Source organism: Vibrio sp. RM-69-4 (assembly GCF_024743775.1).
In the GTDB taxonomy this organism is placed as follows: domain Bacteria; phylum Pseudomonadota; class Gammaproteobacteria; order Enterobacterales; family Vibrionaceae; genus Vibrio; species Vibrio anguillarum.
Window position 1 is genome coordinate 35,828 of record NZ_JAMQXI010000022.1, and the last position, 20,669, is coordinate 56,496.

Annotated in this window: 20 protein-coding genes; 9 read left to right on the forward strand and 11 right to left on the reverse strand. The window is 42.1% G+C overall.

Annotated features, from left to right (window positions below; translation table 11 throughout):
- Positions 1 to 92: 92 nt before the first annotated feature.
- A complete protein-coding gene (gene norR, locus NB504_RS02675; protein ID WP_258428204.1) occupies positions 93 to 1,679 on the reverse strand; it encodes a nitric oxide reductase transcriptional regulator NorR in 1,587 nt (528 codons plus the stop codon).
- A 203-nt stretch (positions 1,680 to 1,882) separates the two neighbouring features.
- Between norR and hmpA the strand changes: the two genes are divergently transcribed.
- On the forward strand, positions 1,883 to 3,070 hold the full coding sequence (gene hmpA, locus NB504_RS02680) for an NO-inducible flavohemoprotein (RefSeq protein ID WP_405054799.1): 1,188 nt from the start codon (positions 1,883 to 1,885) through the stop codon (positions 3,068 to 3,070).
- Between the two features lie 191 nt (positions 3,071 to 3,261).
- Here hmpA and NB504_RS02685 read toward each other — a convergent pair whose 3' ends face one another.
- Both NB504_RS02685 and NB504_RS02690 read right to left on the reverse strand, forming a co-directional pair.
- On the reverse strand, positions 3,262 to 3,807 hold the full coding sequence (locus NB504_RS02685; RefSeq protein ID WP_013868041.1) for a YaeQ family protein: 546 nt from the start codon (positions 3,805 to 3,807) through the stop codon (positions 3,262 to 3,264).
- A gap of 72 nt (positions 3,808 to 3,879) precedes the next feature.
- Positions 3,880 to 4,089, reverse strand: coding sequence for a cold-shock protein (locus NB504_RS02690; protein ID WP_010318975.1), 210 nt, complete (start codon positions 4,087 to 4,089; stop codon positions 3,880 to 3,882).
- A gap of 796 nt (positions 4,090 to 4,885) precedes the next feature.
- Here NB504_RS02690 and NB504_RS02695 point away from each other — a divergent pair.
- The 4 genes from NB504_RS02695 (at position 4,886) to NB504_RS02710 (ending at position 7,309) form a co-directional block, all read left to right on the forward strand.
- The gene (locus NB504_RS02695) at positions 4,886 to 5,248 is read left to right on the forward strand and encodes an NADH:ubiquinone oxidoreductase (RefSeq protein WP_258428205.1); all 363 of its coding nucleotides are present in this window, start codon (positions 4,886 to 4,888) and stop codon (positions 5,246 to 5,248) included.
- 209 nt (positions 5,249 to 5,457) lie between these two features.
- On the forward strand, positions 5,458 to 5,697 hold the full coding sequence (locus NB504_RS02700) for a hypothetical protein (protein ID WP_017046015.1): 240 nt from the start codon (positions 5,458 to 5,460) through the stop codon (positions 5,695 to 5,697).
- Positions 5,698 to 5,861: 164 nt separating this feature from the next.
- The gene (locus NB504_RS02705; RefSeq protein ID WP_258428206.1) at positions 5,862 to 6,866 is read left to right on the forward strand and encodes a response regulator; all 1,005 of its coding nucleotides are present in this window, start codon (positions 5,862 to 5,864) and stop codon (positions 6,864 to 6,866) included.
- 2 nt (positions 6,867 to 6,868) lie between these two features.
- Positions 6,869 to 7,309: a PAS domain-containing protein gene (locus tag NB504_RS02710; RefSeq protein ID WP_019281664.1), complete on the forward strand. Its 441-nt coding sequence runs from the start codon at positions 6,869 to 6,871 to the stop codon at positions 7,307 to 7,309.
- A gap of 75 nt (positions 7,310 to 7,384) precedes the next feature.
- On the opposite strand, the gene NB504_RS02715 is transcribed toward NB504_RS02710, so the two are convergent.
- On the reverse strand, positions 7,385 to 8,386 hold the full coding sequence (locus NB504_RS02715) for a 2-hydroxyacid dehydrogenase (protein ID WP_115340297.1): 1,002 nt from the start codon (positions 8,384 to 8,386) through the stop codon (positions 7,385 to 7,387).
- Between the two features lie 566 nt (positions 8,387 to 8,952).
- On the opposite strand from NB504_RS02715, the gene NB504_RS02720 reads away from it, so the two are divergent.
- From NB504_RS02720 to NB504_RS02735, 4 genes are all read left to right on the forward strand, one after another.
- Positions 8,953 to 9,996 (forward strand): GMP reductase, encoded by a 1,044-nt coding sequence (locus NB504_RS02720; RefSeq protein WP_258428208.1) that lies wholly within the window; start codon positions 8,953 to 8,955, stop codon positions 9,994 to 9,996.
- A 148-nt stretch (positions 9,997 to 10,144) separates the two neighbouring features.
- Positions 10,145 to 10,834 (forward strand): TnsA endonuclease N-terminal domain-containing protein, encoded by a 690-nt coding sequence (locus tag NB504_RS02725; RefSeq protein WP_258428209.1) that lies wholly within the window; start codon positions 10,145 to 10,147, stop codon positions 10,832 to 10,834.
- Positions 10,827 to 12,638 (forward strand): DDE-type integrase/transposase/recombinase, encoded by a 1,812-nt coding sequence (locus tag NB504_RS02730; protein ID WP_258428210.1) that lies wholly within the window; start codon positions 10,827 to 10,829, stop codon positions 12,636 to 12,638. Before NB504_RS02725 ends, NB504_RS02730 begins: the two co-directional genes overlap by 8 nt.
- A gap of 11 nt (positions 12,639 to 12,649) precedes the next feature.
- A complete protein-coding gene (locus tag NB504_RS02735) occupies positions 12,650 to 13,639 on the forward strand; it encodes a TniB family NTP-binding protein (protein WP_258428211.1) in 990 nt (329 codons plus the stop codon).
- Positions 13,640 to 13,910: 271 nt separating this feature from the next.
- Here NB504_RS02735 and tnpC read toward each other — a convergent pair whose 3' ends face one another.
- The 7 genes from tnpC to NB504_RS02770 form a co-directional block, all read right to left on the reverse strand.
- Complete coding sequence (gene tnpC / locus NB504_RS02740) at positions 13,911 to 15,440, reverse strand: IS66 family transposase (protein ID WP_258428212.1); 1,530 nt, start codon at positions 15,438 to 15,440, stop codon at positions 13,911 to 13,913.
- Positions 15,441 to 15,526: 86 nt separating this feature from the next.
- A complete protein-coding gene (gene tnpB, locus NB504_RS02745; RefSeq protein WP_168524632.1) occupies positions 15,527 to 15,874 on the reverse strand; it encodes an IS66 family insertion sequence element accessory protein TnpB in 348 nt (115 codons plus the stop codon).
- A complete protein-coding gene (tnpA, locus tag NB504_RS02750; RefSeq protein WP_194575626.1) occupies positions 15,868 to 16,176 on the reverse strand; it encodes an IS66 family insertion sequence element accessory protein TnpA in 309 nt (102 codons plus the stop codon). The genes tnpB and tnpA overlap by 7 nt, the downstream gene beginning before the upstream one ends.
- Before the next feature lie 24 nt (positions 16,177 to 16,200).
- Complete coding sequence (locus NB504_RS02755) at positions 16,201 to 16,836, reverse strand: type I-F CRISPR-associated protein Cas7f/Csy3 (RefSeq protein WP_258428213.1); 636 nt, start codon at positions 16,834 to 16,836, stop codon at positions 16,201 to 16,203.
- On the reverse strand, positions 16,833 to 18,761 hold the full coding sequence (locus NB504_RS02760) for a type I-F CRISPR-associated protein Csy2 (RefSeq protein ID WP_258428214.1): 1,929 nt from the start codon (positions 18,759 to 18,761) through the stop codon (positions 16,833 to 16,835). Before NB504_RS02760 ends, NB504_RS02755 begins: the two co-directional genes overlap by 4 nt.
- A 4-nt stretch (positions 18,762 to 18,765) precedes the next feature.
- Complete coding sequence (locus NB504_RS02765) at positions 18,766 to 19,959, reverse strand: TniQ family protein (protein WP_258428215.1); 1,194 nt, start codon at positions 19,957 to 19,959, stop codon at positions 18,766 to 18,768.
- Positions 19,960 to 20,228: 269 nt separating this feature from the next.
- On the reverse strand, positions 20,229 to 20,450 hold the full coding sequence (locus tag NB504_RS02770) for a hypothetical protein (protein ID WP_258428216.1): 222 nt from the start codon (positions 20,448 to 20,450) through the stop codon (positions 20,229 to 20,231).
- Positions 20,451 to 20,669 lie beyond the last annotated feature (219 nt).

The following is a 20,669-nucleotide window of genomic DNA, read 5'->3' on the forward strand; positions in this document are numbered from 1 at the left end:
CGCCGAATAATGAGCGCTCACACAGTATGGTGAGCGTCTTACCTGCAATTACTGTTTGGGTGAGAAAAGATATATTAGTGATGAAAGTGAGATTAACGCTCAATTGCGTGTGTTTTTTTCACCGAAATCCCTAAGCGTTTTGAAAGCCGAGTGAGATTCGCGCGATCCACTTGCAATAATCTTCCCGCTTTTGCCCAATTGAAATCGGATTGGGTCAATGCTTCACTGATCAATTTACGCTGATATTCATCCGTTGCTTCTCGCAGCCCACGTTGCCACACCTTCGCTGTGGTTTCTGTGTCGCTCAACGTACTTTGCGTGTTAACCAGAGGTAGGCTGAAATCTAACTCGCCTATGTCGTAGCTGTTGACGGTGATCAACGCTTGTAAGCCTTGTCTGGCTCGTGCTTTCAGCGCTGCGCGGTTGATCACGTGTTCTAATTCGCGAACATTACCGGGCCATGAGTAGTTGAGTAACCCAGCCAGTGCGTTGGGATCGATTTTGAGCTGTGTGATACCGAGCTTGCGACGCGCTTGCTCTAAAAAATAACCTGCCAACAAGGTAACGTCACCATTTCGCTCTCTTAGCGGAGGGATATGAACAGGGTATACGCTGAGTCGATGGTAAAGATCGGCTCGGAATCTTCCCGCTTCCACCTCTTGCTTTAAATCTCGATTTGTCGCTGCCAATATCCGTACATCAATAGTTTGGACATGATCTTGTCCTACGGGCTGAATTTCATTGTTCTGCAATGCACGTAAAATCTTGCTTTGGGCAGCCAGTGGCAGTTCACCGATTTCATCGAGAAATAAGGTTCCACCGTCGGCTAATGCAAACTTGCCTAAGCGATGCCGTTCTGCTCCAGTAAAGGCTCCTTTGACATGCCCAAATAGTTCACTTTCGACCAAGTTTTCTGGAATTGCGGCGCAGTTGACATAAATAAGAGGTTGGCGTTTACGCGCTGATAGTTGGTGCAGTGTTCGTGCGACCAGCTCTTTACCGACACCCGTTTCACCATGGATTAAAATGTTGAAATTAGAAGGGGCGACCACTTCCAAATCGGCTTTCATGGCCAGCATCGACGTACTTGAACCGATGATCTCTCCACCTTCTCTGTCCCATGCTTCTTCATTCAGCTCTTCTAAGCGTTGCTGTGATTGTTTGGCTTGTGCTTCAAGTTGAGAAAAGGTCAGTGCCATTTTCAAGGTAGAGGCCGCGATTGCCGACAACGCTTCTAGGCTGCGTTTGGGAATATGCTCAAACATGTTGGGATTAAGGCTATCAAGCGTCAAGATACCGAGTAGTTTGTCACCAAACAAAAGGGGCAGGCCCATACAAGAGTGCATGGGAAGGTCGCCATCATGATCCATTAATAAACCATCGAAAGGATCGGGTAGTGATGAATTCGCATCGAAAATAACCGGCCCATCAGCGTGGCAAATCTCACGAAAGCGGGGATGTTCATCAATTAAAAAGCGTCGGCCTAAGGTATCGCGAGTCAAGCCTTGCATCGCAAGGGGGATTAACAAATCACCTTGGCGTGAAAGCAGCATCACACAGTCGCATTGAATGGTTTTACGAATCGCATCAAGCAGGCGATTGAATCTATCTTGATCGTTCAAACCACTTGCGAGTCCTATGGTCATTTCAATCAAGGTAGAGATGGAAAAATCTTGCATGGTAAGCACTCAGGTGATGTTTTTGGATATTGTAGTGTCATAATGACATTTTTTGAAGTGTTATTTTGACCTGATCATTTAATGATTTTTTATTTTTTATTTAAAAATCAATAGATTAACGTTGGTACGCTTTGTGCTATACAAGCTTCAGTATCAGAGCGAATCTAATTCGCCATTTATAAAATCTGAGGAGAAAGCTCAATATGCTCAATAATCAACACATCGCCATTGTCAAAAGTACCATTCCTTTACTTGAATCTGCCGGACCAGCGCTTACGGCTCATTTCTATCAGAGAATGTTTACTCACAATCCTGAGCTAAAAGATATTTTTAATATGACCCATCAACATACTGGCCGTCAGGGCGTTGCACTGTTTGAGGCGATTGCCGCGTATGCGAAAAATATTGAAAATCTCGCCGCATTAACCAGTGCAGTGGAACGTATTGCCCAAAAGCACACCAGCTTTAACATTCAGCCAGAGCACTATCAAATCGTCGGTCATCACCTTATTGAAACGTTGCGAGAGCTTGCTGTCGATGCCTTTACTCCTGACGTTGAAGCAGCATGGACGGCGGCTTATCTCTTTTTAGCGCAAGTCTTTATTGATAGAGAAGGGGAGTTGTATTTACAGCGTAAGCAGGCGATCGGTGGTTGGGAGAATGCGCGTGAGTTTGTGTTGCAAGATAAAGTGAAAGAGTCTGAATTCGTCACTAGCTTTATCTTTGAGCCTGCTGATGGCAAAGCAGTATTAGATTATCAGGTTGGTCAGTATATTGGGATTGAACTTAAGCCGGAAGGTGCGTCATACAGTGAAATTCGTCAATATTCCTTGTCACAAAAACCCAATGGAAAAAACTACCGCATTTCTGTGAAGCGTGAAGGCGTGGATACTGGACATCCTGGGACAGTCTCTAACTATTTACATGATTACGTTGAAAAAGGCAGTCGAGTGAAACTTTATGCGCCAGCGGGTGATTTTTTCTATGTTGAGAAGCTCGCTCCCGTTGTACTTATCTCTGCAGGTGTCGGGGCAACACCAATGCAAGCCATACTTCAACAGCTTGCGTCAGTAGGAAAAAAAGAGGTGACGTATCTGCATGCTTGCAACAATTTATCACAACACTCCTTTATTGATGAAACCGCGACATTAATGGCGGTGCATCCATCATGGCAGCAAGTGGTCTGGTATCTGGAAAGTGAGCAAACACCAGCCAAGCAAGGTTCTATGATCTTGCATGAAGTTTGCGAGCAACTGCCGCTAACACAGGGGGATTTTTATATCTGTGGCCCCGTTGGTTTTATGCAGTTCATTGTTGAACAGCTTGAATTGCTTGGCGTAGCAAGAGAGCGTATCCATTACGAAGTCTTTGGTCCACACGCCTATTTATAAAGTATAAAGCGCTATCTCAATCTAGGCTCTTTTAAGGGCCTATACCCTTCCCATTTAAAGCTGCAGCGGTGTTGGTTACGTTCGCTTACCCCAATCACATAGTTTATCTATGCTCATGGGGATGAGCTCACTTGCCGTCTACCTGCAACTTCAAGTTGTTTGGGTATAGATACTGAAAAGTGGGCTGGGAATTAATGCTCACTTTTTATTTGTAGTGCTTGCCAAGTAATTTCATCGGAATGGCTATCGCTATCAATAAAGATAGAAGAGCCACTAATCATCACTGAAATATCCATACCTCGGTTCAAGGAAGTAGAGAGTTTTTCAATCGCTGCAGCATCAAAGCGAAATAGATCGACATTGAGGTGAGAGAACTTTCCCTTGTTCTGCTCCCACCAAACCTGTGATTTCGTGTTAAAGCTGTAGACTTTCACCTGTTTTGCAAGCCGTGTGGCTTTTTTAATGCGATCAGCATCGGGTTCTCCGACTTCAATCCAGAGCTGAATTTGGTCATCTAATGATTTTAGCCAGAGATCAGGTTCTTCAATGGAAGAAAGTCCTCTAGTAAATGTTAGCTCGGGTGAAGCATTAAGACAAAACGCTAAAATGCGCGCCATCATTCGTTCGTTGCTTTCTGAAGGATGCTGAGCAATGGTGAGATTTAAAGAGTCATAATGATCGCGATTAGTATCCGTCAGCGCAATACGGAACTTATAGATTGTCGGTTTAAGAGCCATTGGAAGAATGCCAAGAGGTAAAAACGAAAATAGCCAGCAAATTGCTGGCTATTAGAATACTTAGTAAAAAAATTATACTAGGCGGATGTTTTCAGCTTGAGGGCCTTTTTGACCTTGAGCTACTTCAAACTCTACCTTTTGACCTTCAGCAAGAGTGCGGAAACCGTCACCTTTAATTTGGCTGAAGTGTGCGAATACGTCTGGACCGTTTTCTTGTTGAATGAAACCGAAACCTTTAGTTTCGTTGAACCATTTTACTGTACCAGTAACTGTGTTAGCCATTTTTATACCCAAAATCAAAAAAAATTTTACAGCCGAATACGGCGCGGATAGCGTGGAAAAGTAGATTGCTATTGCGTACGACACGACGGGGGAGTTACAAGTAATCCAACGAGACGTATGTGTATACAAAGAACTGCTTTCTAGCTAGTGCAAAGTCTAGTTCAAACTTTTATCTTGTCAATCATAACTCGATAAAACTCGAAAAACTTTCTTAAAATTGTTAGGTTTTATGCTCTATGTTGCATTTTCTTATGATGAGGCTTGAAATTAACATTAATATTCTATTACCCATTGACATAGTTGAAGTTTTAGCCAGAGTTAGTGGTCAGATGAGTTCGATGGTTGAAGCCGTTTATTACTGGCCAACGTTCATTGAGTGAGGAGAAGGGTTAGGTTTACTTTCCTATTTAATGGCTCTCTTTTTTGGCTGAATGATTCTCCTCAAAACTGAGGCAATTTTTCCCTATCAAATAGCATCTTTAAGTTGTTTTGGCGACAACTCGGAACGTTGCGCTGTACACATCACAAATTTGTACTTTCAATGAAATATTTACTCGGTTAAATATTTGTTACAAATAGTTCCATTTTGAAGTGTTTTTTTGGGTAATGCCGTGTCCCATCTAATTTTCGGGTTTTCTGTTTTTAACCACTGATTAACAATTATTTTATTCTAAGCCAATAAGGAAAAGTTGCTTATTTTTTGAACTTGAAATTCTTATTTAATGGAGGAAAATGTATGTAAACTGAGTTTTCGAAAATGAATGGATACTTTCTCATAAAAAGAGAGGTTTACAACATGAAACTAATACTGATTTTAATGGCGTCTGTCTCGGCGGGTGTGGCCTCTGCTGATCACTTTCATTCATTTTTGCTTGGACTTTACATCGCGTCACTCGCAGTAGGCAGTTGTTACTGGTTTGCTTTTCGAAGTACTAAAGTGCCGGAGTTTGCCCTTTTTCTTCTCATCTGTGGGCTTCTTGCTAAATTGACAGTGACCATTATCGGTGTTGCGTGGGGGATATCGGCGCAATTGATCACATCGCCTTTTATCTTTGCTTTGTCGTATCTCTTCTTCTCTATTGTCGTGACATACATCTGGTTCAGTTATCGAGATAAATTAACATCTGCAATCTCTAAAACAACGGCGCATCACGCGTAGCGCACTTAATACATAGCGTCTTTATGCGTAACTTACGCGTAAGATGGTTAATGTGATAGTGAACTAAATTATTTCTGTTAATGCAAAAGGGCTTCCTCACTGGGCCCTTTTGGTGCTTTTGCACTTTAGACTTTTGTCCAAGAGTGGCACTCATCTTTTCGATATACACTGTTGGCAATGATTATTTATCTCCTGAACAAGGAAGTACTATGGGCATCGGATTATTTTGGGCAGAGAAAGTTATCTTAATACTGGGCATCATTTTTATTCTGACGAGTATTGTGCGGTATGGTAAACGTAGCCATGACTGGAAAGGTGTCATCACGATGTTTTATCGTCGCATTCCCATGTCAATTGAGGAATATAAGTGGTACCGCTTGGGAGTGGCATTCATTGTTACCGCTATTGTGTTGCGGATTGCTGTACTGACCTTCTGGCCCTCACTATGAGGTTGAAATGAGCGAACATTGCTGTTTGCTAACCGATGTTTCGCTTGAGTGTGTAGCCTTTTATAATCCCTAAAACTTTTTAATTAATTTTTTGCGCAACTCGCATCTACGCGAGGTTTAGGTATACACTCTATTTATCGAATTAATAAATAGAAGGTGATTACATGTCTTTCCCCGTACTCATCTGTGATGACTCTGCACTGGCTCGGAAGCAGATGGCTCGTTCACTTCCCGCCTCTCTAAACGCCGATATTACTTTCGCAGTCCATGGTTTAGATGGCATCAAAAATCTTGAAGAGCATGATTTTAAATTAATGTTCCTCGATTTAACTATGCCTGAACTGGACGGCTACGGGACGCTAGAAGAGATGCAACGCAGAGGGATGACAACGCCTGTTGTTGTTGTTTCTGGTGATATACAGCCGAAAGCGAAAGAGCGAGTATTGGCGTTAGGGGCGCGTGCTTTTATTCAAAAGCCGATTGATAAGGACGTGTTAAATAGCGTACTACGAGAGTTAGTCGAACCGCCAACACAGCCTCGTATCGTTACGCCTATCTCTATTGAACTACCTATCTTAAAACGTCGTGACATCTATATGGAAGTTGCGAACGTTTCGATTGGTCGAGCGGCAGATGCTCTGGCGCGACACTTTGATGTATTTGTTCATTTACCGCTACCAAACGTCAATATTTTTGAAGTGAGTGAGCTACATATGGCACTTCGTGACTTGGCGGAAAATGATCAAGTTTCTGGTGTATGTCAAGGCTTTAGCGGTGAAGGCATTGCAGGTGAAGCACTAGTGCTTTTGAGTGATTCCAGTGTTTCTGACCTGAAAAAATTAATGAAAGTGCCAGCAGACAGTGAAGAGCTTGAAGAATTAGAACTGTTAATGGATGTATCAAACATATTAGTTGGTTCCTTTCTGAATGGATTAGGCGAGCAATCGGAGGTGCGTTTTTTTCAAAGCTCTCCAGTATTGCTTGGGCAACACATCTCCATTGACTCTGTGATCAATTCAACCGCTGGATCATTTAAAAAAACGATGACGTTTGAAGTGAGCTACAACATTGATCAAACAACGATCCGCTGTGACTTGCTCTTTATGTTTGTCGATGAGTCTCTTCCGTTGCTAGACAATAAATTATCGTACTTGATGGAGGATTTTTAACGATGAATCTCCCTGCAGAATTTGAACAGTTCCACTGGATGGTGGATATGGTGCAGAATGTCGATATGGGGCTTGTCGTGATTAATCGTGACTATGAAGTACAAGTCTGGAATGGATTCATGACACACCACAGTGGTATTCAAGGGCACGATGCGATTGGTAAAACCATTTTTGAACTGTTTCCTGAAATCCCCCAAGAGTGGTTTAAGCTCAAAACTAAACCTGTGTATGACTTAGGCTGTCGTAGTTTTATTACTTGGCAGCAGCGCCCATATCTCTTCAAATGTCGTAATGTTCGCCCTGTCACTCAGCAAGCCGATTATATGTACCAAAGCATTACTTTAAACCCGATGCGAACCACGACGGGTAAAATTAACTCATTGTTTTTATCAATACAGGATGCCACATCTGAAGCGTTAGCCTCTTTACAAATACGTTCATAGAATCAGGATGTTAATGATTTCGAAGCCTCCTTTTGGTGTTTCATCAAGGAGGCTTCATGTTAGTGATGGGTTCAATTAATCAAGCGTTACAAGCTCATTCCCGCAACGTTGATTGTTTGCAAAGGCATGAATGTTATCCAAAGTTGTCTGAGCGATATTGTGTAGCGCATCTTCAGTCAAAAAGGCTTGATGTCCCGTAAATAGTACATTGTGGCAAGCCGATAGGCGTCTGAATACATCATCGACAATCACATCATTCGACTTATCTTGGAAGAAAAGATCCTTTTCATTGTCGTAAACATCTAAACCAAGAGCGCCGATACGACCTTGTTTCAGTGCTTCAATTGCTGCAACTGAATCGAGTAATTCACCTCGGCTGGTGTTTACAATCATCACGCCATCTTTCATTTGGGAAAATGCGTGGCTGTTGAGTAAATGGTAGTTCTCTGGCGACATTGGGCAGTGAAGCGTAATCACATCACTTTGTTGGTAGATTTCCTCAAGGCTGCAGTAAGTTGCACCGAGTTCAATCGCCAGAGGGTTCTGATAAGGGTCGAAGCACAGTACCTTCATTCCCAACCCTTTCAAAATACGCATTGTGGCAATACCAATTTTTCCTGTGCCAACAACTCCCGCGGTTTTACCGAAGAAGTTAAACCCGACCAACCCCTCTAATGAGAAGTTAGCGTCTCGGGTACGCTGATATGCCTTGTGAAAGCGGCGGTTCAAACACATCATCATTCCTACTGTGTGCTCTGCCACCGATTCTGGTGAATATGCGGGCACTCTCACCACTTGAATGCCCAGCTCTTTTGCGGCATCAAGATCAACTTTATCAAACCCTGCGCAGCGCATTGCGATAAGCCGCGTACCATTTTCATATAATTGGCTTAGTACAGGGCGGCTTAAGTCATCATTTACAAAAGCGCACACCACACGGCATCCTTGGGCCATTTTGGCTGTGGCTGGGGTGAGTCGAAAATCGTGAAAGTGTAACGAGAAGAGTGTCTCATCATTAATTTTCGAAAAAGAGCTCGCGTCGTAAGATTTTGCGCTAAAAAATGCAATGTTGATCATATTATCTTCCTAATCAGACTTATAGTTTTCACCTATAAATACGCTTAATGTCACAGAAAATAAACCACAAAATAACTATGTCTTTGGGATGGTAGGAGTTGCGGGGTGATGTCACTAAAATCGAAAACGGATGGATTAATGATAAAAATTCACCACAATCTGTAAAAGTCGCCGATAGAAATGTCTGAGTCACTTCTTTTATGAGTGTGATTTTCATCACATTTTCGGCGCAATACTGAACGAGGTAACGTTTGCTTATTGTATGAAAGATTTTGCTAAAATGATGGGTTTTTTAATAACGTATTGAAAAATAAAAATTTACACGATGAGTATTTGAGAGAGATAAACTTGAGAAGTGTCGGATATGAAAGTTTCGAGATAGTACCACAAAAAAAATGCAAATATCAGACTTGCCGATAAGAAATCCGGGCCTATAATGCTGAAAACCGGAGCGTCTGCCAACGCTCCGGTTTTTTTGTGTCCAAAATGTACTGACGTCTGCCAACGAAGGTACTACGCACTCTGCAAAAGAGACACAAATGGTCAATTAATCAAGGAATTACATAATGCGTATCGAACAAGAACTTAAGTTAGGTTTTAAAGATGTCCTGTTTCGCCCTAAGCGTTCAACACTAAAAAGCCGTTCTCAAGTAAATTTAACCCGCGATTTTACATTCAAGCATAGTGGGCGTCAATGGTCCGGCGTGCCTGTTATTGCGGCGAATATGGACTCGGTAGGCAGTTTTGCTATGGCAAAATCACTTGCTGAACATGAGGTAATGACAGCGGTTCATAAACATTACTCAGTAGCTGATTGGGCTGAGTTTGTTAAAAACGCCGATGCATCAACACTTAAGCATGTGATGGTTTCAACTGGCACATCTGATGCTGATTTTCAAAAAACCAAAGATATCATGGCGCTTAGTGACGATCTGATTTTCATTTGTGTTGATATTGCTAACGGCTACTCTGAGCACTTGGTCGATTACGTACAACGCGTGCGTGCGCAATTTCCAGATAAAGTGATCTCAGCTGGTAATGTTGTCACCGGAGACATGTGCGAAGAGCTCATTCTAGCGGGTGCGGATATCGTAAAAGTTGGTATCGGCCCGGGCTCGGTTTGTACCACTCGCGTGAAAACAGGTGTTGGTTATCCTCAGCTTTCAGCCATTATTGAATGTGCCGATGCGGCGCATGGATTAGGCGGGTGTATCATTGGTGATGGCGGCTGCACATGCGCAGGTGACGTTTCTAAAGCCTTTGGTGGTGGCGCTGATTTTGTCATGCTTGGTGGCATGCTAGCAGGCCATGAAGAGTCTGGCGGCGAAGTGTTTGAAAAAGAGGGCGTGAGCTACATGAAGTTCTACGGCATGTCGTCACAGTCTGCAATGGCGAAGCACTCTGGCGGCGTTGCAAAATACCGCGCAGCGGAAGGCAAAACTGTATTGCTACCTTTCCGTGGCAGCGTTCACGACACCATCTCTGATATTCTTGGTGGTGTGCGTTCAACTTGTACTTATGTCGGTGCAGCTAAGTTAAAAGAGCTCACAAAGCGCACCACATTTATCCGTGTTCAAGAGCAAGAAAATAACCTGTTTGGCCGCGAGTAAACTGAGAAATTTGGTTGTATCTGTTGAAACAACCATAAAGTGATATTTACAACCATATATTGATATTTGGTGCAACCATAACTTGATATTGCCTCTTCATAGTCTAGACTTATGTAAGTTTACGACAAAATCGTGAAGAGGCAATATTATGTCTGCTCTACCTTCTCCTTCTACTGCCACCCTGATTGCACTTGAAAGTGCATTTGTTACTCCTGCTCGAAACTTAACTAAGTCGCGTGGGAAAAACATACACCGTTACGTCAGTGCTAAGATGGGAAAAAGAGTTACAGTAGAATCTTTTTTAGAATGTGCTGCTTGTTATCATTTTGATTTTGAGCCCAGCATAGTGCGCTTTTGTTCTCAGCCGATAAGATTTTCATACTGTCTTAATGGTAAGATCCATACTTATGTTCCAGACTTTCTAGTTCAATTTGATACCGGTGAATTTAAGTTGTACGAAGTAAAGTCCGATATGGAAAGCTCAAAAGAGGAATTTCAATGTGAATGGGAAGCAAAAGTTCAAGGTGCGTTTGAGTCAGGTTTGGAGCTAGAGCTGTTTACAGAGGAAGAAATACTGCATGAGGTCATATTTAGTAACCTTAAGCTTTTGCATCGATATGCTTCAAGAGATAACTTGAATCACTTTCATCAAACTCTCCTTGCCACCTTTAAATTGAATGGTACCCAAACCGCAAAGAGTTTAGGACACCACCTTGGCCTAAATGGAAGAAAAATATTACCGTCCCTGTGTGATTTGCTCTCACGAAACTTACTCCAAACAAGCTTAGAGACGCCTCTGTCACTCGAGTCTGAATTTGAATTGGGTTGTTATGCCTAATAAATCATTTTCGAGTTTTCATCGGAAGTCAGCATTTCAGCAAGAAAAACTTGAGCCGAATGATAGGGTTGTTGATGACAACGATGTCGACGAAGCAACATATCAAGATATATCCGCATTTCCTGATAATATAGCCACTCAGATTACTTTTCGTCTAAGTATCCTTCGTTATTTAGCAAGTAAGTGCGAACGAATCATTCCAAAGACTATCGAACCGCATCGAGTCGGACTACAACGTTTACACGACAGGAAGATTCCAAGTGCGATATCAATATACCGGTGGTGGTTAGTTTTCAGAGCGTCTGGTTGTAACCCAGTTAGCTTAGCTCCCAAGAATAAAAATAAGGGTAACAGTAAAGCCAAAGTACCAACATTCGTTGATGCTCTGATGGAACAAGCTGTAGACAGAGTTATCTCTGGGAGAAAAGTGCGTATAAGAAGTGCCTACAGGCGCGTGCGAAGGAAATTACGTCAGCATAATCTGAACAATGGAACGAAGTACAAATACCCAACTTATGAATCCCTTCGGAAACGGGTTAAAAAGAAGACTCCTTTCGAATTACTGGCTGCGAAGAAGGGCGAGCGAGTCGCGAAAAGAGAGTTCCGTCGGATGGGAAAAAAGATATTGACTTCTTACGTCCTTGAAAGGGTTGAAATAGATCATACGGTAGTGGATCTCTTTGCTGTACATGAAGAACATCGCGTGCCATTGGGCCGACCTTGGCTTACTCAATTAGTTGATTGTTACAGCAAAGCAGTTATTGGTTTTTACCTGGGGTTTGAACCACCTAGCTACGTGTCAGTGTCACTCGCACTTAAAAATGCAATACTGCGGAAAGATGATCTTTTGAGTCCGTTTGACTCAGTAGAAAATGAATGGCTATGTTACGGTATCCCTGACTTACTCGTAACTGATAATGGCAAAGAGTTTTTGTCGAAAGCTTTTGATAAAGCATGTGAATCAATGTTGATCAATGTACATCAAAACAGAGTCGAAACGCCCGACAATAAACCGCATGTCGAACGTAACTACGGTACTATCAATACTTCTCTGCTCGACGATTTACCAGGGAAAGCTTTTAGCCAACACCTTCAGAGAGAAGGTTACGATTCAGTCGGTGAAGCCACTCTTACACTAGATGAAATTAAAGAAATTTACTTGATTTGGTTGGTAGATATATATCATACAAAACCTAATCAGAGAGGTACCAACTGTCCGAATGTCGCATGGAAAAGAGGGTGTGAAGAATGGGAGCCTGAAGAGTTTACTGGAACTAAAGATGAGTTGGATTTTAAATTCGCTATTGTTGATCACAAACAACTAACCAAAGCTGGTGTAACTGTTTATAAAGAACTGACATACAGTAGTGAACGTTTAGCTGAGTATAGGGGTAAGAAAGGAAATCATAAAATTCAGTTCAAATATAATCCGGAGTGTATGGCGGTCATTTGGGTGCTAGATGAAGATCTAAACGAGTACTTCACGGTTAGTGCGATAGACTACGAATATGCAAGTAGAGTGTCTCTTTGGCAACATAAATTCAATATGAAGTATCAAGCAGAATTAAATTCAGCAGAATATGACGAAGACAAGGAAATTGATGCAGAGATAAGAATTGAAGAAATCGCTGACCGTTCAATTGTTAAGACTAAGAAAATCAGTGCCCGGAGGCGTGGTGCTAGACATCAAGAGAATAGCACAAGAGCAAAGTCCATCAGCGATGCCAAGCCTGTCCCATCCCAGAAACATGAAGAAGAAATTGTAATTTTTGATAATGAAGATTGGGATATTGATTATGTTTGAGAAATCATTAGATGAATGAAACCCGAGAAGCACGCATCTCAAAAGCAAAAAGAGCATTTGTATCCACGCCGAGTGTTACGAAAATCTTATACTACATGGATAGATGTAGAGATTTATCAGACTTCGATTCTGAGCCTACTTGCATGATGGTCTATGGTGCTTCGGGTGTCGGTAAAACGACCATTATCAAAAAATATTTAAATCAAAACAGGCGAGATTCTGAAGTTGGGGGCGATATAATTCCAGTCTTGCATATAGAGCTGCCGGACAATGCGAAACCGGTGGATGCTGCCAGGGAGTTGCTGGTTGAAATGGGGGATCCGCTAGCGCTTTATGAAACAGATTTAGCTAGATTGACGAAAAAACTGATTGATTTAATCCCGGTCGTTGGCGTGAAGTTGATTATTATCGACGAGTTCCAGCATTTAGTCGAAGAAAGGTCAAATCGGGTTCTCACGCAAGTAGGTAATTGGCTAAAAAGGATACTCAACAAAACGAAATGTCCAATCGTTCTTTTCGGCATGCCATATTCAAAGGTTGTACTACAAGCTAATTCGCAACTTCATGGACGATTTTCCATTCAGTTCGAACTGCGACCTTTCAGTTATCAAGGAGGTAAAGGTGTATTCAAAACCTTTTTGGAGTACCTTGATAAAGCTTTACCTTTTGAAAAACAGGCTGGATTAGCTAACGAAAGTTTGCAGAAAAAATTGTATGCATTCTCTCAAGGAAACATGCGCTCATTGAGGAATCTCATTTATCAAGCATCTATTGAAGCAATTGATAACCAGCATGCGGCGATCACCGAAGAAGATTTTGTTTTTGCATCGAAGTTGACCTCGGGTGATAAACCTATTACTTGGAAAAATCCTTTTGATGAGGGTGTGAAGGTAACGGAAGATATGTTGCGGCCGCCACCAAAGGGTATTGGGTGGGAGGACTATTATCGTAACGTTAAACCCAAAAACCAAAGACGCAAGGGTGGTAATATGTTTGAATAAGGTAAATAAATATATCCTGTTGGTTGGTGGGGAACGGTGGGTAACTACAAATTTATAAACTGGAAAACGCCTCTATAACTCGTTCTCTAAAATGCCCAAAGTAAACGAGTTAAACGACGTATCGTTTTCTTCTACGGCCAGTTCACCAGAACCATCTGACCAGACTAAACTTCCCCGAATTTTTGATGTGACCAAAGATGGCATTTCGCCGGCCCTCACCGATGATGGCGATTGCTGTTCGTTAGTAAACGCTCAATTAACCAGTGAGGCCTTATTCAGCCTCACGGATTTCTACATTCCATGGCATAAGATCAGTCAGATCATCACTTGAAGAGCGCTTCGGTAATTCCCTGAACAGGTGCACGAAGTAGAAGTACGGATTGATATCGTTAGCACGACAAGTCATGACCAGGCTATAGAGGTTTGCACTGGCCTTTGCTCCGCTAACTGAAGTTGAGAACATCCAATTTTTGCGCCCAGTCGTAAACGGACGCACATCTCTTTCAGTCACGTTATTATCGATGCTGATATTTCCGTCTGCCAGATAGGTAAGGAGTTTTGGCCACTGGTTTATCGTATAGTTGATAGCAACCCCGAGCTTTCCCTTCGGTAATTGTGTTTCTTTGATTCCGACCAGCCATTTGTGGAACTCATCAAGAACGGGGCTGGATTTTTGTTGCCTAATCTGCTGTCGTATTTCTGGACTTAGCCCTCTGACTTCCCGTTCAATGCCGTAGAGTTTTCCAATATAGTTCAACGCTTTCTCTACACGGCCCACTTTCTTTGTTGGTTGGGCTTTTTGAGCATCGGTGAACTTACGTCTCACATGTGCCATGCAACCCGCTTGTGTTACTGTTTTCAGTGTGTCATAGGCAGGATATCCATCTGACAGTAGATACCCTGAGTAGTCACCCAAGAAGGTTTTTACACAATTTGCACTTCGACTCGGTTGGTAATCGTAGATGACTACGGGAGTCGTATGGAACTCGCCACTTCGGTAGACCCACATGTAGGATTGACTCTGAGCTGTCTTGCCTGACTCCGATAGCACCTGTACCGTGGTTTCATCTGCGCAGATAAGGCTTTCTGATAACAGACGGGCTTTCATCTGGTCGATAATGACTTCAACTTTACTCCCTAACTGAACGCACCAGTTTGCCAAAGTACCTCGGCTGATATCGATATCACCGCGTTTGAGGATATCAACCTGTCTGTATAGCGGTAATGCATCCACATATTTTGCTGTAACGATGGCGGCGAAGGTTTCTGGGCTGCCGATACTTTTGGGGATCATGCTAGCGGGTTTTGGAGCTGTCACTATCTTACTACTGATTTCGGTATGCTCGCACTGGCGGCAAGCATATTTGGTTCGTTCATGACGGAGCACACTGATTTTCTGAGGGATGATCTTCAGCTCTTCCGAAGTCTCAACGCCACACTTATGCAGTTCATGACCGCAACATTCGCAGTGTGGCGCATTCAGCGTATGCACCTGAACTTCCCGCTCTAACTCTTCGGGTAAAGGCTTACGTCCTTTTTTATGATGGGCCGGCTCTGGCTTGTTCAGCGCATTTTGCTGCTCTGCTTCGTTAAAGGTACCTTTAGCCACCTTTTCACTTTGGGAAGAGAACCGTTTGGATTTACTGAGATTGAGTTGCTCAAGTAGAAGTTCCACCCGTGTTTTAAGCTCAGCCATTTCTTCTTGCTGAGCCTGTAGCAGTTTATCCTTAGCCAGGTTGGCTTCCTGAAGCGCTAACAGCATCGCTTTCAGTTGTTCTACATCATCAGGAAGGTCATTCATTTGTCAGGCTCTTGGTCAAGATTATGCTGTTAGTCTGACAGGGGAAAAGGATCGTTCAAGCCCTTTATATCGATCATGGTTTTAGCTCACACTTCAAGACCATATAAGGGCTGGTGAGCCTTAGGATGCTCCAGATTAAGCCCTGATAATAGCCACTGAAGTTGCTGTCTGGAAATAGCTACGTGACCCGATTTATTTGGTTTCGGCCATTTAAAGCGGCCTTTCTCCAGTCGGCGGTAATAAAGCCAGAAGCCATTGGTATCCCAAAAGAGAATTTTGATTTTATCTCGTCCACGGTTGCAGAAGATAAACCAGGCTTCACTGAACGGATCCATGTCCAGTACATCAGCAACAATCAGTGACAGGCCATCAATGGACTTACGCATATCGGTAATACCAGAGACCAGATAAATACCCGAATTTGGTGTTAACACATCAGCGCCTGTAACCAGTTCTGGATTTGGTGTGCTGGCATTTCAGCGGGCAACTCAGCCGTTATTCCTGTTGGTAGTGAGAGCACTACCGATTGAATATTGCTTTTTATTTTCGGTTTATCTTCGATCACAACAGGATGGACAAGCTGACGTTGACCCCCGCCGTAAAGTTTTTTACGCCAGTAATAAAAAGTATGTTCCGTCAATTGATTTGCTTTGCAGAACGCGACAATGGATAACTCACTTTGGCTCTGCTGTTCAATGATTTCAGCCCAGAACTGAGGTTTATTAGATGGGTTCATGGTGACTCCTTAGTTATGGAATCACTATGCCGAGCATGCGGAAATATTAGTAGGTGGGGTTAAATCGACGCTTACTTTTACTTGTTCAATCAGCTTGTTCCAGTTGAGTAAGTCGTTGGTCGATCTATCGCCTTTGAGATATTTGCGTATATCATCAATGATAATTGGCTCTCCTTCCCAAGGCCATGGCCGAATTTCTATGGAGACACAATAACTTCGTTTAGTGTTGTGCCAAAGCCAGGTGCCTCGTGCAATATTAGTGAGGTACTTGATTATTAGTTCTTCTAACCCTACGCGTCGGTTATATAGGTTAACAAATTCTCGAAGTGTCTTTTTTACGTTGGCCTCTGAACATTTATAAGGCTTGAGTAATTCAGAAGAAAAGGAAACGGAGAAACAACACTCTATTGATTTCGCTCCATATGGCACAGAACAATAGTCCAACTCATGAATATTGCCGTCGACCAGCGTATTCATTTTTAAGTTATTTCGTACGTCGCCAGAACCATCATAGCCAACGTGTGAACCTTCGTTAAGGCCAAGGATTGTGCGACTGTAACAAGGCAGTGGCTCTTTGTTTCCATCTGGCCAAATGACTAAAAAGGCAACATCTGAAGGGGAAATTGAGCGTTCATAGGCTAGATGGATAGGAAGCTTCACTTGATACTCCTTGGTAGTAAGCAGACGCCAAATGGTTGGATTTGATAACGCCAAAATAGATCATCTAAATTGGTCGATTTTGTTACGGTTCTAGGCTTAACAAATCCCAAGATATTTTCGACAAGGGCATGAGGGTAGTCTCGTAGCGAACTAGGTTTTGTTGTGGGTGGTTCTAAATACTGGTATCCCATCACTGTCAACCATAAATTATTGTGATTGGTAGCTATATCGACTATTGAATCAGTTGATATTAAAGACAAGTCAGGTTCAAACGACAGCCAACTACCAAGTGGATTTTTTATTGCCTGTATTGCGGGTAATGGCTTGGGAAACGCTCCTATTTCTTGAATGCCATCAATGGACAATCGGATTGTGCCCCTCGCAAAGCGTTTTGGAAGTAATGCCACCATTTTTTCAGCGGGTATAGTTTTTGATTCTGATGTTTTGATAATTAGACTGATACAACTATCGAATTGATAATCATCATAGATAGCAGGAGGTGCTATTTTTTCTTGTTCATCTTTGCGTACTTTTGCCTTTTTAATCGGCTCTTTGGTTAACCCTCGTTTTTCCAAGTGATAGTCATGGATGCATATGGCAAAACTATCAATGGTAAAACTCGTCAGTGCAAGCTGCATATTCCGTTCGAACGCATGGATAAATCCATAAAGCGACATCATTGAAAATAGTCCTACACTAACCGATGAACTTATGGCAGAACCTCCAGAGATTCTGAGTTCAGGGATCAAAAGGTACTGACTATTCGTTGTCGGTTTTCTATCTTCTTTGTAAGCGTTATCTTCTCTAGGACTTTCTATAAGTTGTATGAATAACCGAGTCAACTTAGGTTGGTAAGCGTATCTTTTTATAATACGTTTGGAAGCTATGTCGTTATTAAGTTGTTCCGCTAACTCAGCCGGAGACAGGGCTTCTGTATTTGTGCGAGAGCTTAACCAGCGATTCACCATAGAACGAATGGAAGATTTTACTATCGCCATATTACGTGGCTTTTCATTGTGGGTAACTAGCCATTGTTCCGATCTTAGGAACTGCTCTATTGATAGAATAGCTTCTTTGGTGAGCCAATTTGGTTGTTCTGAAATGTAGTGGTGTCGTTTATCTTTGATGTACGGTTTCGTTTCAATCAGGCGAAATCGTCCTCCACAACTGGCTGCAAGAAGCCCCATATTGGTTGCTCGGTCAAAGCCTATAAGAGCCGTTTGCCGATAATGCTGTTCTAGCGATTGATAAACACAACTTTGCATAGCTTGAGATGCGACGGGAGAGAAAGACAGATAATTATCCTGACCATCCGGAAAAGAAACTTGGCTGAGGTAATTACCAGTTAAATCAACATCAATGAGTTCGCCGGGGATTTGAGAAAGCAGCTTTGCTGCCAGTTTTTTATTTTTCTCATAACACCCAAGTTTTTTGATTGTACTCCAAAGTGGGTGTTCACTATCCGTTAATGCTCTGGCTAAACAGCATGGTTGTCCAGCCCATAAAAATTCAGAGGTAAAAAACAGACAGCGATTGATATCAGAGGGATCCTTTGAGTAAGTCCATCCTACGTTAGGCAGTTTGCTCGACGTGATGAAATAAGCCGGAAGGTTATCAGGTGCTACTGTTCGAATTGTGCCTGTAGAACGAATATCAGGAAATTTAACATTATGGCTGTGACGGTATTGGGCTGGTTTTAAGACTGCAGCCCACCATTTGTGATCCCTCAGTTTTTCTTTACAACGCTCTTTATAGAGAAGATTTTTGTTGGATATCCCTTTCTCTGTCAGATTGACTAAGATAGTCAATGCCGTCATCGGATTGTTAGTGATATCAATCAGTGGGGATAATGGACGAAATGACCGTTTAGTTGAAGATACTAATTCTTCATATTTAGTAGTTGCCAATAGCTCATCTAAAGTCATTTTATCACCATCGTGAGGTATAAAATGAACGGTTGAATTCATCTGTCTGAAATTCAGCTAACCAAAGGCAGAAGACGTCACCAAAATGAAAAATGCAGTTTGTTAGACTCATCGGTTCATAACGTTTCCTGTTTTGTATGGGAATCAACAATCCTTGTTCTGACATAGACGCTACTTCTTCAGTACTGCAGCCTAAAATTAGAGAAACCTCAAAGGCGCTTAGTCTTAGGTTTGCAATCAATCCATTGTTTTCCCACAAATGATTTTCTAGATAATGGAAAAGCTCCCTCAGTATCAAGTTGTATTGTAGATTTCGACCTGGCAAGTTTATTGAGCTAAAAAGTATTTCCCCTAGTAAGTCTTTAAGTCTCCATTGGTTGGGTGCTACCAGTGAGTAGGTCTGATTGTAACTAAGAGTTTCGTGAATTAGGTTATGAAAGGAATCGGGCCAATTTCCCCAAAAAATAGTGAAGCTCTCTGTTTCCAGTTCTTTTGATTTTTTATTGTTCATCCACCAATGAACTAGCCCCCAACGATAATTTACGGGAGCTGCTGGTAACCATTTTATGGTTTCACCTGCTAGCCAGTGAGAAATGTCGGATGACCTATCAGTTGGCTTTTCTAATAAATGATTTAGTGTCGCTCCACATGAGCAGCAAACTAGTTGTAAACCGCTTACTCGGTAGTCGTAAGGTTCGCCACATTGACAGTTATAGGTTAGAGCAAGGTCGTGAATATGGCAGTAGTCATAACCTTCAAAATGCCATAAATAGCTGGCGTATCCATTTTCCTGAAGGCAAACGGGGCATACCGGGATGATATTGGTCCTTAGTAAAGATCGAGGGAAAACCTCGCAACCACGGATAAGTGCTGTTACTGATGGGGAATATTTAAGTGGTGAACGATTAATGGTTAACTTCAGTAAATCAACGGGCTCAGTAAATGTTAATTGACTTATCTGATGGAGAGCATGACTTCTAGCAGCTGAGCTATGTTTTGATGAATATGGGTTTATTCGACGGATATCAGTGGGGAATGAGGAAAATTTCTCAGAATCCCCATCGCACAAATAGTGTTTAAGTGCAGACAAAAAACGATCAACATCTTGGTAACCATTTCTGTTTGCGATTCGGATTAAATAGCTCTCAAGACTTTCATCTTCGAATGGCTTTGGTCGTTGCAGTAACATCGTCTTCATCAATATCCCACTCACTTGCATTAAGCTCAGCTAAAGCTCTTTGAGTTGAATGTTGATACTTAACTCTTGATTAAATTAATGCGAATAGTTTTACGTCACTTTGTGGTTTTGATCAAAATAATGTTTTAAAACATGATGTTACTGCGATTTCAATATTTAGCGTTGATCATGTTTAGAGAATTTTGGGGATTAACTACCGATCTCGCGAACTTCTCAGAGTTAGGGGGATTAAGAAGAGGGAAGGAAATATTGCCCTCCCACGATACAAATTAGCTAATTTTTATATCACCGCGGCGAACTAGCATACAGAATCTTGCATAGTCCTGACTGTATACAAATACTCGGTGCGGGACACTAGCGCCAGCCATAAACTTATCAAATGCAGTAAGAGTTTTTGTAGGTAGACTAGAGGGATCTACGACTTTAAAAGGCACGTTTGCCATACTGAACTCTTCCAAGTTTGGCAAAAGCTCGTCAAATTCATTTTTCATACAGTACACCGAATGGTAGTTAGGTTCGGCCAGATTCTATTGATTATGGCTCAAATGGCAAGGAGCTGATTAACTTAGTTCATTTTTACACGATTTGGAAAATTACATGAATCATGTAATTCTTAAAATCGTGTAATTTTGGTGAGTTTGTAATAGGTGATGCTGTCGCAGGTTAAACGTATTTTCCAAAGAAGACGATGGCAACATTACTCATCTGAC